Raw genomic sequence first — 14,887 nt, forward strand, 5'->3', positions numbered from 1 at the left:
ACGAAACGCGCACAGTAGGGCTACGACGCAGTCGAACTGACGGTCGGTGAGCTGACGGGCCGTAGGTCCTCCGGGTCGAAGGGGCTCAGTCCTTCGAGGAGCGTGTCGACGATCCGTTCGGACAGACCGTCCGGGAGGTCGGCGTCGGGGCGCATGACGGAACGCAGCAACATGGGGCCCACGAAGATGTCGTTGAGCAGTTCGATGTCGACGTCCTCGCGCAGTTCGCCGTTCACCTGCCCCCGCAGCAGGACCTCCATACCGAGCCTGCGCCGGGGCGCGATGACGAGGTTGTGGTACGCCTCCCAGAGCTTCGGGCTGCTCTTCATCTGGGCGTGCACGTTGTGCAGGATCACCGAGGAACGGCTGACCAGTCCGCGCTGCCGCAGCGACTCCAGGAGGACGACGAGGTCGTCGCGCATGGAGGTGCCGGGGAGTTCGGGATCCGGGGGTTCGGCGCTGCGGACGACATCGACGAAGAGCTCCTCCTTGCCGCTCCAGCGGCGGTAGATGGTCGCTTTCCCGACGCCGGCGGTACGGGCGATGCGCTCGATGGACAGCTCCGCGAGCGGCACACCCTCCTCCAGCAGCTTCATCACACCCTCGACGATGGCACGCTCCACGGCCTCGCTGCGGGGCCGACCCCGTACGGGGCCCGCTTGGCGGGGCTGACCTTCGGCGGGGCTGCTCACGTCGCTGGATCCCTTCTGTGTCCTGGGACGATTGTCCCCCGCCGGGTGCCGCACCGGGGAGCCGGCCAGGGTCGCACCTGCCGGACGACCGAAGCGGCGACCGGGAGAACCGGGAACGGCACCCGGAGGGGCACCTCCTACTCCGCCGCCACCAACTTCCGCCCCTCCTCGTCCTTCTGGGCGGCCGGCGGCCTGCCCGGCAGGAACACGGCGACCACGATCGCGCCGACCACCGCGACGCCCGCTCCCCACAGGGCGGTGACGTGCATGGCGTGGAGGAAGGCGTCGTGGGCGGGACCGATGAGCGCGTCGCCCCGGGGGCCGAGCTTGTCGGCGACGCCGAGGGTGGCCTCGATGGACTCGCCCGCGGTGTGGCGCAGCCCGGCCGGGAGGAGGCCGAGCTTGTCCTCGATGCCGTTGCGGTACGCCGTGGACAGCACCGAGCCGAGGACGGCGATACCGAGGGCGCCGCCGACCTGGCGGAAGGTGTTGCTGAGGGCGGAGGCGGAGCCGGCCTTCTCACGGGGCAGGGCCTGCATGATGACGACGCTCACCGGGGTCATGATGTGCGCCATGCCGGCCCCCATCAGGAAGAACACGACCTCCAGGATCCAGATCGGCGTGTCCGCCTCGAACCCGGCGAACGCGGCGAGCGTCGCGGCGATGACGAGCAGTCCGGCCGTGGTGGTGGCCTTGTTGCCGAACCGGTCGACGACCAGCCGGGCCCTTGGCGCGAAGATCATCTGGGCGGCGGCCAGCGGCAGCATCAGCAGACCGGTCTCCAGCGGCGAGTACCCGCGCACGCTCTGGGTGTAGAACACCGAGAAGAAGGTCACGCCCATCAGCGCGAAGAAGACCAGCGCGATGGCGGCGATCGCGGCGGAGAAGACCTTGTTCTTGAAGTACGTCACGTCGATGGACGGATGGCTGCTGCGCTTCTCGAAGACGACGAAGGCGACGAGTACGGCGAGACCCGCGCCGATCGTCGACAGCACCGTCGCGTCCGTGAAGTCCGCGAGCTGGCCGCCCTTGATGATGCCGTAGACCAGCAGGACCAGGCCCACGACGGACAGCACGACACCGATCGGGTCGATACGGCCGGGGTTCGGGTCCCGGGAGTCGGGCACGAGCCAGATCATCAGCGCGACGGCGAGGATCACGATCGGCACGTTGATGAGGAAGACGGACCCCCACCAGAAGTGGTCCAGCAGCACACCGCCGGTGATCGGCCCGATGGCGATGGCGAGCCCGACACCACCGGCCCAGATACCGATGGCCTTGGGCTGCTCCTCGCGCTCGAAGACGTTCATGAGCACCGCGAGGGTGGCGGGCATCACGAAGGCGGCGCCGAGGCCCATCACCGCGCGGAACGCGATCAGCTCGGTCGGCGACCCGGCGGTGGCGGCGAGGGCGGACCCGAGACCGAACACGGCGAGCCCGCCGAGGAGCACCCTCTTGCGTCCGAGCCGGTCTCCCAGCAGACCGGCGCTGAAGAGGAGCCCCGCGAAGACGAGGGTGTAGGCGTTGATCGCCCACTCCAGCTCGCTCTGGGTGGCGCCCAGGCCGGTGGGGGCGGGGGTCGAGATCGTCTTGATCGCGACGTTCAGGATCGAGTTGTCGAGCACCACGATCAACAGGCTCAGCATCAGCACGCCGAGGATCGCCCAGCGGCGCCGGTGCACGGCTTCCGGGATGCGGGAGCCGGGGAGGGCAGGGTCGGCAGGAGAAGTCATACGCTCGACCCTAGACCTATTTCGATACGGAACCGTCTCGTATTGGAATTCTTTACGGAGACCTTAAGAACAGCCCTAGGCCCCCGGACTTACGTCGCTCGAGGCGTGACCCAAGTCCCCCGCCCCCCTCTGGCCGAGCGTGACACGAAGTGCCACCATGGAGGTGATCCGGGGACGCCGTGAGGGCGCCTCGAGATGACGTGTTAGGAGCAGTTCCATGACGCAGCTCTCGGCTGCCCAGACGAAGCCCTCCGACGGCAGCAAAGCGCTGTACGGGGGGAAGGGCACACGCCGTATCACTGTGCGCGACATCGCTCTCGCCAAGGAGCGGGGCGAGAAGTGGCCCATGCTCACCGCGTACGACGCGATGACCGCGTCCGTCTTCGACGAGGCCGGCATCCCGGTCATGCTCGTCGGCGACTCCGCGGGCAACTGCCACCTCGGGTACGAGTCGACCGTGCCCGTCACCCTCGACCAGATGACGATGCTCTCGGCGGCCGTGGTCCGCGGCACCTCCCGTGCCCTGATCGTCGCCGACCTCCCCTTCGGCTCGTACCAGGAGGGCCCCGTACAGGCGCTCCGGTCCGCCACCCGGCTGATCAAGGACGCCGGGGCCGGCGCGGTCAAGCTGGAGGGCGGCGAGCGGTCCTACGAGCAGATCCGGCTGCTGGTCGAGGCCGGCATCCCGGTGATGGCGCACATCGGCCTGACCCCGCAGTCCGTCAACGCCATGGGCTACCGCGTCCAGGGCCGTGGCGAGGAGGCGGCCGCGCAGCTGCTGCGTGACGCCAAGGCCGTGCAGGACGCGGGCGCGTTCGCGGTCGTCCTCGAACTGGTCCCCGCCGAGCTGGCGGCCGAGGTGACCCGGTCGCTGCACATCCCGACCGTCGGCATCGGCGCCGGGGCGGAGACGGACGCGCAGGTCCTGGTGTGGACCGACATGCTGGGCCTCACGCCCGGCCGGGTCCCGAAGTTCGTGAAGCAGTACGCCGACCTGCGCGAGGTCATGGGCAACGCGGCGAAGGCGTTCGCGGAGGACGTGGTGGGAGGCACCTTCCCGCTGGAGGAGCACAGCGTCCACTAGAGCCACTGTGGCACCAAAGCAGCCCGCCGATCTTCCCCCGCCGGCGGGCTGCTGCCGTTTTTTCTCGCCCCCGCCGCCCCTACCCGTCCCGTCCCTGGGGACTGCGCCCCCAGCCCCCCGCTTCGGCCCTGAACGGGCCTCGTCCTCAAACGCCGGACGGGCTGGAATACCTGGACCGGCGCTAGCAAATCCAGCCCTTCCGGCGCTTGAGGAGCGGGGGTCCAGGGGGCAGCGCCCCCTGGGAGCGGGGTCGAAGGGGCGGCAGCCCCTGGAGGACGGGACGGGTAGGGGCGGCGGGGGCGAGAACCGCTTGTCGGTCGGCTGTCGGTGGTGTCGGTGACTTGTCGGTGGTCTGTCGGTCGGGGCTGACACCGTCTTCCCCATGACGCGAATCGACAAGAACCCCAACGGCGCCGACATCGCCGTAACCGTGCGGGGGCTGGTGAAGCACTACGGCGACACCAAGGCGCTGGACGGTGTGGACCTGGATGTGCGGGAGGGGACCGTGATGGGGGTGCTCGGGCCCAACGGTGCCGGGAAGACCACCCTCGTCCGCATCCTGTCCACCCTTCTCGCCCCGAACGCCGGACAGGCCACCGTCGCCGGCTACGACGTCGTACGGCAGCCCCGCCAGCTGCGGAGGGTCATCGGCCTCACCGGCCAGTACGCCTCCGTCGACGAGAAGCTCCCCGGCTGGGAGAACCTGTACATGATCGGGCGGCTGCTCGACCTGCCCCGCAAGGAGGCCCGCCGCAGGGCCGACGAACTGCTGGAGCGCTTCTCGCTCACCGAGGCCGCCAAGCGGCCGGCGAGCACGTACTCCGGCGGTATGCGGCGACGGCTCGACCTCGCCGCGTCCATGATCGGACAGCCCGCGGTCCTCTTCCTCGACGAGCCGACCACCGGCCTCGACCCCCGTACCCGCAACGAGGTGTGGGACGAGGTCAAGCGGATGGTCGGGGACGGGGTCACCGTCCTGCTCACCACGCAGTACATGGAGGAGGCCGAGCAGCTGGCCGACGAGCTCACCGTCGTCGACCGCGGCAAGGTCATCGCCGGCGGCGGCATCGAGGAGCTGAAGGCCAAGGTCGGCGGGCGGACCCTGCGGGTACGGCCCGTGGACCCGCTGCAACTGCGGCCGCTCGCCTCCTACCTCGACGGCCTCGGCATCACCGGCCTCGCCACCACCACCGTGGACCCCGACGCCGGCTCCCTCCTGGTGCCGATCCTCAGCGACGAGCAGCTGACCGCGGTGGTCGGCGCGGTCACCGCGCGCGGCGTCACGATCTCCTCCATCACCACCGAACTCCCCAGCCTGGACGAGGTGTTCCTGTCCCTCACCGGCCACCGCGCGAGCGCCCCGCAGGACGCCGTGCCCGCCGACGACCGCGAGGAGGTCGCCGTATGAGCGCCGCCACCGTCACCACACCCGTCGCCGTCTCCCCCTCCGAGGACGTCCGCATTCCGCTGCGCGGGCATCTGCGGCACACCAGCGCCCTCATCCGCCGCAATCTGCTCTGGATCCGCCAGGACCCGGAGTCGATGGCCGACGCGGTGCTGATGCCGGTCATCTTCACGCTGCTGTTCGTGTTCGTCTTCGGCGGCTCGATCGGGCAGGCGCTGGGCGGCGGGCAGGACCAGTACGTGCAGTACGTCATCCCCGGCATGATCGCGATGATGAGCATGACGCTCTCTCAGGGCGTCGGCACCGGCTTCAGCCAGGACTTCAACTCCGGTGTCATGGACCGCTTCCGGTCCCTGCCGATCGGACGCGGCTCGGTGCTCTTCGCGAAGATCTCCGTCGAACTGATCCGGATGCTGTTCGCGACCGCCGTCCTGATGATCGTCGCCGTCCTGGTCGGGTTCGACATCACCAGCTGGACCGGGCTGCTCGCGACCGTGGCCCTGTCCACGGCGTTCGCCTCGTCGATCATGTGGGTGTTCCTCACCCTGGGCGTGATCATGAAGAGCGCGCAGTCCGTGCAGGCCATGGGCTTCCTGGTGCTGTTCCCGCTGCAGTTCGGCTCGTCGATCTTCGCGCCGACCGGCTCCATGCCGGGCTGGCTCCAGGCCTTCACCGACTACAACCCGCTGTCCACGCTCGCGGACGCGGCGCGCGGACTGATGGTGGGCGGCCCGGTCGCCCACGACCTGTGGGTGACGCTCGCCTGGTCGGTGGCGATCACGGCGGTCATGGCGCCGGTCGCCATCCACAAGTTCAAGACCAAGAGCTGACATCCGCTTCGCCGGTGCGCGTCAGATCAGGGCGGTGGCCTCCGTGGGGGAGAGGCCGCCGCCCTCCGCGTGCGCCGCCTCGAACGCCTCGTCGCCGAGCGCGGCGCGCGCGTGACGCTCGGCCCGGTCGTACGTCTCGCGTTCGATGGAGGTCGCGACATGGCCGGACGGCAGCATCGCGCGCGCGGTCCCGAGGACACGGGCCGCGTCCTCGGGCCTGTTCGCACCGTCGGGGGCGGCCAGGGCGATCGCCGCGATCGACAGGTACAGCGGTCGCATGTACGGGGCGATGGCCTCGGACAGCGGGTCGTCGGCCTTGTCCAGGGCCTGCCGGGCCTTGTCCAGACAGGCCTCGTAGCAGCCGTCCGCCGCCTCCATCCAGGCCTCCGAGCCGAGGATGAACGCGTCGAAGACGACGAAGTGGGCGATGTTGAACTCCTCGCGCAGCAGCCGCAGTTGCTCGCGCGCCTCCAGGGTCCGGCCGGTGAAGGAGAGATGCGCGGCGAGGAACATCCGAGCGGCGGGCAGGGCCCCGTTGACCCCGCCCTCCTGCTGGGCGATCACCTCCCGCAGGATCCGCTCGGCCCGCTCGCTCTGACCCGCCTCCATGAGCGCGCTGCCGAGCCGGGCGCGGAGCACCGCGTTCTGGGCGCGGGCGCCGAGCCGGTCGGCCTGCTCCATGGCCGCCTCGTAATCGGCGGCGGCCTCCAGCCAGGCGCCCGCGCGCTCCCGGGCCTCACCGCGCGCGGACAGTGCCTCCGCGGTGCCCCACGCGTCCCCGAGGGCCTGGAAGATCTCCAGCGCCTCGTCGGCGTCGCGCGCCGCGTCGCCCGCCCAGTCGGCCCGGTTGGCGAGGATGTTGGCGCGGATCTGGAGGGTGCCGGCGAGCTCCCACTCGGTCCCGGGCGTCGCACGGCAGGTGCGGACGGCGGCGTCGAGGATCCCGGCCAGCCGCTCCGCGCCGCCGCTCAGCATCACGGCGTAGAACCAGAGCATGCCCGGGGGACGGCAGACCTGCGGCAGGCCCGGTTCGTAGACCTCGGTGATGATGCGCAGCTTCTCCTTGGCCTGCGGGGTCTCCCAGGCGTCCAACTCCGTGTCCATGCAGGCCAGATGGGAGAGGTGGATACCGCGCCGGGCCTCGGCGAGGAGTTCGCCGGTCAGCGGGGGCGGGGCGTCGGTGCAGCGCTGGTGGACGGGGGCCGCGCGGCGCACCGGCTCGGTGAACGGGTCGGGGCCGAGGGCCATGATCTCGCTGTACCAGTTGCGGGCCTCGATACGGACGTCACGCAGCTGCCAGTACCAGGCCAGCGACAGCCCCAGACAGAGCGCCTCCTGCTCGTCGCGCTCGGCGATGGCGTGCCGCAGGGCGGTGCGCAGGTTCTCGTACTCGCGCTCCAGCCGTTCGATGGCGAGGAGTTGACTCGGCCCGCGGAGCAACGGGTCGGTGGTGCGGGCGAGTTCGCGGTAGTACGTCAGATGCGCACGCTCCGCCTCCCCGCGCCGGCCGGTCTCGTCGAGCCGTTCACCCGCGTACTCGGCGACGGTCTCGAGGAGCCGGTAGCGCATCTCGCCGCCCTCGCCCGAAGGTGCGGCGACCACCAGGGACTTGTCGACGAGCGAGCCCAGCGCCTCCAGCGCGACGGGACCGCAGACGGCCTCGGCGGCGGCCAGGTCGCAGCCGCCGGCGAAGACCGACAGCCGCCGCAGGACGTCCCGTTCGTCCTCGACGAGCAGTTCCCAGGACCAGTCGACGACGGCCCGCAGGGTCTGCTGCCGGGGCAGGACGGTACGGCTGCCGGAGGTGAGCAGCCGGAAGCGGTCGTCGAGCCGGTCGGCGATCTGACGTGGCGTCAACATACGCAGCCGGGCGGCCGCGAGCTCGATGGCGAGGGGCAGTCCGTCCAGCCGACGGCAGATCTCGGCACAGGCCGCGGCGGTCTCCTCGTCGGCCTCGACCCGGAACCCGGGCCGGGCCGCGGCCCCGCGGTCGGCGAGCAACCGCAGCGCGACGGGCTCGGGCAGCGGTTCCACGGGCCGCAGCAACTCCCCCGGTACGCCCAGCGGTTCACGACTGGTGGCCAGCACCGTCAGCTGCGGGCAGCGCGCCAGCAGCTCCTCCACGAGGCGAGCGGCGGCGTCGACGACATGCTCGCAGTTGTCGAGGATCAGCAGCATCCGGCGCTTGCCGCAGTGCTCCGCGAGCCGTTCGACGGGGTCGGCGTGCCGCTCGTTCCCGGCTCGCATCGCCTCCGCGCCCGCGCCGTACAGCACGGTCTCCCGGGCGCCGACGGCGGTCAGCACGGCCTCCGGTACCCCCGCCGGATCGTCGACCGGGGCGAGCTCGGCCAGCCATACCCCGTCCTTCGCGGCGTACCGCACGGTCTCGGCCGCCTCCTGCGACAACCGCGTCTTCCCCGCGCCCCCGGGCCCGAGCAGGGTCACGAGCCGCGCCGCCGCGAGGTCACCGCGGATCGCCTCGATGTCGGTCTCACGGCCGACGAAGGAGGTGAGGCGGGCGCGGAGGTTGCCGAGTACGGCGGGCCCGGCGCCCGTGGGCGCGTGCTCTGCCGACGGGACCCGCGAGTCCGGGTCGCTGTCGACGCCTGCCGCGGAAGCGGCCCGGCCCGCCGCACCCGGACCCCGCCCGCCCGGCACCCCCGGTCGCAGCAACTCCCCGTGCAGCGCCCGGAGTTCCGGCCCCGGATCCGCCCCCAGCTGCTCGGCCAGCACGCGTCGTACGTCCTCGTAGGCCGCCAGCGCCTCGGCCGTACGGCCGGCGTCGCGGAGGGCGCGCAGACGCAGGGACTGGAGGAGCTCGTCCAGCGGGTGACTGTCGCACAACGCGGTCAGCTCGGGGAGGGACTGCTCGGCCTGGCCGAGGGCGAGGGCGGCGGCGTGACGGGCGCGCAGGGCGTCCAGGCGCCGGGCCTCCCAGCGGGCCGCCTCGGCGGTGCGGTCGGGCAGGTCGGCGAGGACGGGGCCGCGCCACAGGGCCAGGGCGTCGTCGAGGACGCCGGCCGCCTTCGCGGGGTCGCCGTCGGCGAGCGCGCGCGTGCCCTCGCCGGCCAGCCGGTCGAAGCGGTGCAGGTCGATGTCGTCGGGCGCGGCGACGAGCCGGTAGCCGCCGTCCGCGGAGGCGACCGCGTCCGCGCCGAGGGCCCGCCGCAGCCGGCCCACCAGTGCCTGCACCGCGCCCGGCGCGTCGGCGGGCGGGTCACCGTCCCACACCTCGTCGACCAGCAGGCTCACGGCGACCGTACGGCCGGGCCGCAGCGCGAGCACGGTCAGCAGCGCACGCAGCCGCGCGCCGCCGACCGGGAGCGGGGTGCCGTCGGGACGGAGTACCTGGGTGGTGCCGAGGATGCGATAGCGCACGGGATCCATTGTCTCTGGTGGGTTCGGGGGCGGTCACGGGGATCGGGCGGGGGCGGGCGCCGTGTCGGTTCCGGCGGGCGACGGATCAGACGGGCCGGCCGCGCACCGTGTCCGGGTACCTCAAGGGTCACGGCGGCCCCCACCGAGAAGGGCGTGCCGCGGCACTCCATCTGCCGGTCCTCATAGAACACGTGCCAAAGCCCCATGGCCCCACCTTCTCCGGAACCGATGAGGTACCGCGAGACGTTTTCGTCGTACGCCCGGTACGGTCGGGCAGTCCCAGAGCGTGTACGAGAGTCGGGGGAACCCCATGACCACCACAGCCGCCCGCAACAGCGACCGGCGGATCAGCCCTGTCTTCGTGGGCATCCTGGCCGTCACCGCGGTGACCGGCTGGGCGACTTGGACCGGGTTCGCCGAGCAGCCCGGCGTGGCCGTGTTCCTGTTCGTGACGGCCGCCTGGATCGTGTCCCTGTGTCTGCACGAGTACGCACACGCGCGTACCGCCCTGCACAGCGGTGACATCACCGTGGGTTCGAAGGGTTACCTCACGCTCAATCCTTTGAAATACACCCATGCGCTGCTCAGCATCGTCCTCCCCGTCCTCTTCGTGATCATGGGCGGGATCGGCCTGCCCGGCGGCGCCGTCTTCATCGAGCGCGGCCGGATCCGGGGGCGCTGGAAGCACAGTCTGATCTCGGCGGCCGGGCCGCTCACCAATGTGCTGTTCGCGATCGTGTGCACGGCCCCGTTCTGGCTGGACGCGCTCGACGGGGTGCCCGCGGACTTCCGGTTCGCGCTGGCCTTCCTCGCCCTGCTCCAGGTGACGGCCGCGATCCTGAACTTCCTGCCGATCCCGGGCCTGGACGGCTATGGCGTCATCGAGCCCTGGCTGTCGTACAAGATCAAGCGCCAGGTGGAGCCGTTCGCGCCGTTCGGCCTGCTGTTCGTCTTCGCGCTGCTGTGGGTGCCGGCGGTCAACAGCGCGTTCTTCGACGTGATCGACTCGATCCTGGCCTCGCTCGGAATCAACGACTTCGAGACGTACTGCGGTCAGGACCTCTACCGCTTCTGGCAGACCAGCGACTTCTGCTCGGTCAGCGGCTGACGGACTTCTCCGCCTTGGCACGCTTCACGTAGTACCAGCACATGTTGCTGGACAGCCCCACGATCAGCACCCACACGATCCCCAGGAAGCTGCCCCGGGAGAAGGACACGACCGCCGCCGCCACGGCGAGAAGACAGACGATCAGGGCGTAGAGGGCGAGGCGGGGCATGGGAGCGGCTCTCCTGTCGGGGGGACACTGGTGACGTCGTCGTCCAGTGTCCCCCATCGGCTCATACGTCCGTGACGCGCAGACCCGCGTGCGCCTTGTACCGGCGGTTCACGGAGATCAGGTTGGCGACCAGCGACTCGACCTGGTGGGCGTTGCGCAGGCGTCCCGCGAAGATGCCGCGCATGCCGGGGATGCGGCCGGCCAGGGCCTGGACGATCTCGACGTCGGCCCGTGCCTCGCCGAGGACCATCACGTCGGTGTCGATCTCGTCGATCTCCGGGTCCTCCAGGAGGACCGCCGAGAGGTGGTGGAAGGCGGCGGTGACGCGGGAGTCCGGCAGCAGGGCGGCGGCCTGCTGGGCGGCGCTGCCCTCCTCGGGCTTCAGGGCGTAGGCGCCCTGCTTGTCGAAGCCGAGCGGGTTGACGCAGTCGACGACCAGCTTCCCGGCCAGTTCCTCGCGCAGCGACTCCAGGGTCTTGCCGTGGCCGTCCCAGGGCACGGCAACGATCACGATGTCGCTGCGGCGGGCCGTCTCGGCGTTGTCGGCGCCCTCGACGCCGTGCCCGAGTTCGTCGGCGGCGGCCTGGGCGCGGTCGGCGGCGCGCGAGCCGATGATCACCTTCTGGCCGGCCTTGGCGAGCCGGTAGGCGAGGCCCTTGCCCTGGGGGCCGGTCCCGCCGAGCACGCCGACGACGAGCCCGGAGACGTCGGGAAGGTCCCAGGGGTCCTTCGCGGGGGCCTTCTGTGCACTGTCGGTAGAGGTCATGGGCCGACTTTACGTGCGCCCCGCGGGCGCCGTCCGGTCAGGTGAGCCGCGTCACGGGCACCCGTCGGAAGTGATCCGCTCACGGGCGCCGAAGTCGCCGGTGCCGGAGCCGCCGCGAACCAGGTCGGAGCAGGCCGCGAGGGGCGTCGGCCGTGCGGCGGGCATGCCCTGTCGTAGCCGCTGCCGGTGCGGGTGCGGATCGCCATCAAGGCGCGGTTGCCGGGGAGCCGCTGCCGGTGTCGAAGGCTCCTGGTCGCAGGTCGTTCCTCATGCCCGGTTCGGGCGAATTCGTGGTGAACTCCGGGTCAAGGGTGGCCGCTTGCGGCAGGATGCGGCCACATGGACGCCGTACGTGTCGCGTTGTTGCGCGAAGTGCTCGCCGGGACCGAGTGGTTGGGGGCGACCCGGAGGTTCGCCGGGGTGCTGCGCGGCTCGGTGGTCTCGCACGGAGGCGGCCTGCTGCTGGTCGGCACGCCGGAGTACGAGCCGTGGCATCTGGCGGCCCATCTGGTGGACGAGGCGGCCTGGTCGGGCACACCGGAGCTGGCTCCCACGCTCGTACGGCATGAGGCGCAGCCCTCGGACCCGGCCCATCTGGCCGTCGGCCTGGGGCGGTTGGCGGCGGCGCGGCGCGGGGAGACGCTGCTGGTGGTGTCCCCGGCGGTCCCGGACGCCCCGTTCCTGGAGCGTGTGCACGACGCCCGCCGGGCCGGCGCGACGGTACTGGCGCTCGGCCCCGGCGACGGCGACCTCGCGGCGATGGCCCATGAATCCCTCGCCGTCCCGAACAGCCCCGACCTCGACCTCGACACCGTCCAGCACCTGGTGAGCGCGGCGGCGGGCGAGAACGCCCTCCCGACCCCACGAACCCGCCACCGCTTCCGGGACCGCCTCTCCCGCCTGACAGACCACCTGACGGCACCGCCGCCGGCGCGCTGGTAGGGCGGCGCGGGCTGGTCCGCACGGTTGGGGAAAGGCGATCGCCGACGCGCGGCGCAAGGCCGTCACCGGCGCGGCACGAGGAGTCGGTCCCGCCGCGAGACCGCCCCGGCACGCCCCGGGGACACCGGCCCGCAACCCGCACCAGGGCCACGACAGATCTCGCGCAGGCCCGTGCGGCACTCGCTCCCTCGCCCCTCGGCTCCCCGCCCCGAAATTCGGTTGCCCCCGCCCGTCGCCGCGGCCGACCATGGCCCGTCGTGACCGATGACGACTCCGCTCCCCCTGTCTCCCGTCTCCGCTCCGTCCTGCCCGATCTCACCCCGTGGCGGGCGTCGGCCGACTTTCGGCGGCTGTGGGTGTCGGGGCTGGTCTCGAACTTCGGCAGCTTTCTGACGTTCGTCGCGCTGCCGGTGCAGATCAAGGAGTTGACGGAGTCCGCGGCGGCGGTGGGGGCGATCGGTGCGGTGGAGTTGATTCCGCTGATCGTCTTCGGGTTGTACGGCGGTGCGCTGGCCGACGCCCTGGACAAGCGCGGGCTGATCATCTGGACCGAGGCCGGGCAGGGTGTGCTCAGCGCGGTACTGCTGGTCAACGCGCTGATGCCGAACCCGGCGGTGTGGCCGCTGTATCTCGTCGCCGCCCTGTCCTCCGCGCTCGTCTCGGTGCAGCGGCCCGCGCTGGACTCGCTGTGGCCGCGGATCGTGGCCCATGAGCATCTGCCGGCCGCGGCCTCCCTCAACACCTTCCGCTGGACGGTCGGCGGGGTCGCGGGCCCGGCGGTGGCGGGTGTGGTGGTGGCGTACGCGGGGCTCGGCTGGGCGTATGCGGCGGATCTGGTCACCTTCGTGGTCTCGGTCGCGCTCATCATCCCGATCGCCTCCTCCCCGGCCGCGCACGAGGCGGCGAAACCGTCGCTGAAGGCGATCGCCGAGGGCGCCCGGTACGCCTGGGGCCGCAAGGAGCTGCTCGGCACCTACGCGGTCGACCTCGCGGCGATGTTCCTGGCGATGCCGCTGGCGCTGCTGCCGTTCCTCGCGGACGAGCTGGACGCCGAGTGGGCGCTGGGTCTGATGTACGCGACGGTCCCGCTGGGGGCGCTGCTGGTGAGTGTGACGAGCGGCTGGACGGCGCGGATCCACCGGCACGGCCGGATGGTGGTGCTGTCGGCCGCGTTGTGGGGCGTGGCGATCGCGGCGGCCGGGATCGTCGGCAACCTGTGGCTGGTGCTGCTGTTCCTGACCGTGGCCGGGGGCTGCGACATGGTCAGCGGGATCTTCCGCGGGGTCATGTGGAACCAGACGATCCCGGACGAGCTGCGGGGCCGGCTCGCGGGGATCGAGCTGCTGTCGTACTCCGTGGGTCCGACCCTGGGGCAGGTCAGGTCGGGCGGTTTCGCCGCGTGGTGGGGTGTGCGGACGTCGGTGTGGTCGGGCGGTCTGCTGTGCGCCGGCGCGGTGGGCCTGCTGGCGCTGTGTCTGCCGAAGCTGATGACGTACGACGCGCGGACGGACGAGCACGCGGCGCGGGTGCGGAAGCAGCGGACCGCCGCCGCACCCACGGGCGCCTGATCAGTCGTCGTCGCCGCGGGCCGAGGCGTCGTGCCACTTGGGGTCGTTCTCCCACTCGAGGTTGCGCTCGCGGGCGGTCTCCATCGCGTGCTCGGCCTCCTGCCGGGAGGCGTACGGCCCGAAACGGTCCTTGCCGGGGCAGTCCGGCCCCTCCTCGACCTTCTTGTGCTCCAGGCAGTAGTACCACTCGCCCGGCTTACCGACCGTGCGCTTCTTGAACAGGGCCATGACCAGCTCCTCTCGCCACCGACATGTTCCCCCACAGCGGCTCGTTAGACTCGCTGGCATGTCTGGCCAGTCGCTGCTTGTACCAGGGGAGCTGTCCCCCACCCGTTCCGTACCCGGAAACATCCGTCGTCCTGAGTACGTCGGCAAGCCGGGGCCCACGCCGTACACCGGGCCGGAGGTGCAGACTCCGGAGACCATCGAGGCGATGCGGACCGCCGGCCGGATCGCCGCGCGGGCGATGGCGGAGGCGGCGAAGCTGATCGCCCCCGGTGTGACCACCGACGAGCTGGACAAGGTGGCGCACGAGTACATGTGCGACTACGGCGCCTACCCGTCGACGCTGGGCTACCGCGGCTTCCCCAAGTCGCTGTGCACCAGTGTCAACGAGGTGATCTGCCACGGGATCCCGGACTCGACGGTGCTGCGGGACGGCGACATCGTCAACCTCGACGTGACGGCGTACATCGGCGGGGTGCACGGCGACAACAACGCGACGTACCTGGTCGGGGACGTCGACGAGGAGAGCCGGCTGCTGGTCGAGCGGACGCGTGAGTCGCTGGAGCGCGCGATCAAGGCGGTCCGGCCGGGGCGGCAGATCAACATCATCGGCCGGGTCATCGAGTCGTACGCCAAGCGTTTCGGGTACGGGGTGGTGCGGGACTTCACGGGGCACGGGATCAACTCGTCGTTCCACTCCGGGCTGATCATTCCGCACTACGACAGTCCGCACGCGACGACGGTCATCCAGCCCGGCATGACCTTCACGATCGAGCCGATGCTGACGCTGGGGACGCACGAGTACGACATGTGGGACGACGGCTGGACGGTCGTCACGAAGGACCGCAGGCGCACGGCGCAGTTCGAGCACACGCTGGTGGTGACGGAGAGCGGCGCCGAGATCCTGACGCTGCCGTAGCAAGCCCGAGGGCCCGTCCCCTGATGGGGGCGGGTCTTTTCTTGTACGCTTTTACCGACAGGGCGTCG

At 71.4% G+C, this 14,887-nt stretch carries 14 protein-coding genes; 7 read left to right on the forward strand and 7 right to left on the reverse strand.

The window, feature by feature from the left end; all coding sequences use genetic code 11:
* Positions 1–20 precede the first annotated feature (20 nt).
* Together ACIOHP_RS07940 and ACIOHP_RS07945 are read right to left on the reverse strand one after the other, a co-directional pair.
* Positions 21–692, reverse strand: coding sequence for a TetR/AcrR family transcriptional regulator (locus tag ACIOHP_RS07940; RefSeq protein WP_401884333.1), 672 nt, complete (start codon positions 690–692; stop codon positions 21–23).
* 137 nt (positions 693–829) lie between these two features.
* On the reverse strand, positions 830–2,425 hold the full coding sequence (locus tag ACIOHP_RS07945; RefSeq protein ID WP_401884337.1) for an MFS transporter: 1,596 nt from the start codon (positions 2,423–2,425) through the stop codon (positions 830–832).
* Between the two features lie 217 nt (positions 2,426–2,642).
* Between ACIOHP_RS07945 and panB the strand changes: the two genes are divergently transcribed.
* The 3 genes from panB (at position 2,643) to ACIOHP_RS07960 (ending at position 5,744) form a co-directional block, all read left to right on the forward strand.
* The gene (gene panB / locus ACIOHP_RS07950; RefSeq protein ID WP_361477253.1) at positions 2,643–3,509 is read left to right on the forward strand and encodes a 3-methyl-2-oxobutanoate hydroxymethyltransferase; all 867 of its coding nucleotides are present in this window, start codon (positions 2,643–2,645) and stop codon (positions 3,507–3,509) included.
* Positions 3,510–3,891: 382 nt separating this feature from the next.
* A complete protein-coding gene (locus tag ACIOHP_RS07955; protein WP_307031724.1) occupies positions 3,892–4,917 on the forward strand; it encodes an ATP-binding cassette domain-containing protein in 1,026 nt (341 codons plus the stop codon).
* Positions 4,914–5,744 carry an ABC transporter permease gene (locus ACIOHP_RS07960; RefSeq protein ID WP_401884341.1) on the forward strand — a complete coding sequence of 277 codons (831 nt, stop codon included), beginning with the start codon at positions 4,914–4,916 and terminating at the stop codon, positions 5,742–5,744. Before ACIOHP_RS07955 ends, ACIOHP_RS07960 begins: the two co-directional genes overlap by 4 nt.
* Positions 5,745–5,765: 21 nt before the next feature.
* On the opposite strand, the gene ACIOHP_RS07965 is transcribed toward ACIOHP_RS07960, so the two are convergent.
* Both ACIOHP_RS07965 and ACIOHP_RS07970 read right to left on the reverse strand, forming a co-directional pair.
* A complete protein-coding gene (locus ACIOHP_RS07965; RefSeq protein WP_401884343.1) occupies positions 5,766–9,131 on the reverse strand; it encodes an AfsR/SARP family transcriptional regulator in 3,366 nt (1,121 codons plus the stop codon).
* Positions 9,032–9,328 carry a DUF6578 domain-containing protein gene (locus tag ACIOHP_RS07970; RefSeq protein WP_401884348.1) on the reverse strand — a complete coding sequence of 99 codons (297 nt, stop codon included), beginning with the start codon at positions 9,326–9,328 and terminating at the stop codon, positions 9,032–9,034. Before ACIOHP_RS07970 ends, ACIOHP_RS07965 begins: the two co-directional genes overlap by 100 nt.
* Positions 9,329–9,432: 104 nt before the next feature.
* Here ACIOHP_RS07970 and ACIOHP_RS07975 point away from each other — a divergent pair, with 104 nt between their 5' ends.
* Positions 9,433–10,230, forward strand: a complete 798-nt coding sequence (locus ACIOHP_RS07975) for a site-2 protease family protein (RefSeq protein WP_361477265.1) — start codon at positions 9,433–9,435, stop codon at positions 10,228–10,230.
* On the opposite strand, the gene ACIOHP_RS07980 is transcribed toward ACIOHP_RS07975, so the two are convergent.
* Both ACIOHP_RS07980 and npdG read right to left on the reverse strand, forming a co-directional pair.
* Positions 10,220–10,399 (reverse strand): hypothetical protein, encoded by a 180-nt coding sequence (locus ACIOHP_RS07980; RefSeq protein WP_361477268.1) that lies wholly within the window; start codon positions 10,397–10,399, stop codon positions 10,220–10,222. The genes ACIOHP_RS07975 and ACIOHP_RS07980 overlap by 11 nt on opposite strands.
* A gap of 61 nt (positions 10,400–10,460) precedes the next feature.
* The gene (npdG, locus tag ACIOHP_RS07985; protein WP_327716735.1) at positions 10,461–11,165 is read right to left on the reverse strand and encodes an NADPH-dependent F420 reductase; all 705 of its coding nucleotides are present in this window, start codon (positions 11,163–11,165) and stop codon (positions 10,461–10,463) included.
* Between the two features lie 339 nt (positions 11,166–11,504).
* Between npdG and ACIOHP_RS07990 the strand changes: the two genes are divergently transcribed.
* Together ACIOHP_RS07990 and ACIOHP_RS07995 are read left to right on the forward strand one after the other, a co-directional pair.
* Complete coding sequence (locus ACIOHP_RS07990; RefSeq protein ID WP_401884352.1) at positions 11,505–12,107, forward strand: hypothetical protein; 603 nt, start codon at positions 11,505–11,507, stop codon at positions 12,105–12,107.
* A 257-nt stretch (positions 12,108–12,364) separates the two neighbouring features.
* Positions 12,365–13,675 carry an MFS transporter gene (locus ACIOHP_RS07995; RefSeq protein ID WP_401884355.1) on the forward strand — a complete coding sequence of 437 codons (1,311 nt, stop codon included), beginning with the start codon at positions 12,365–12,367 and terminating at the stop codon, positions 13,673–13,675.
* On the opposite strand, the gene ACIOHP_RS08000 is transcribed toward ACIOHP_RS07995, so the two are convergent.
* Positions 13,676–13,903, reverse strand: a complete 228-nt coding sequence (locus tag ACIOHP_RS08000) for a hypothetical protein (protein WP_361477282.1) — start codon at positions 13,901–13,903, stop codon at positions 13,676–13,678.
* A gap of 58 nt (positions 13,904–13,961) precedes the next feature.
* Here ACIOHP_RS08000 and map point away from each other — a divergent pair, with 58 nt between their 5' ends.
* The gene (gene map, locus ACIOHP_RS08005) at positions 13,962–14,819 is read left to right on the forward strand and encodes a type I methionyl aminopeptidase (RefSeq protein WP_401884358.1); all 858 of its coding nucleotides are present in this window, start codon (positions 13,962–13,964) and stop codon (positions 14,817–14,819) included.
* Positions 14,820–14,887: the final 68 nt, after the last annotated feature.

The organism is Streptomyces sp. NPDC087859 (assembly GCF_044742595.1).
In the GTDB taxonomy this organism is placed as follows: domain Bacteria; phylum Actinomycetota; class Actinomycetes; order Streptomycetales; family Streptomycetaceae; genus Streptomyces; species Streptomyces canus_F.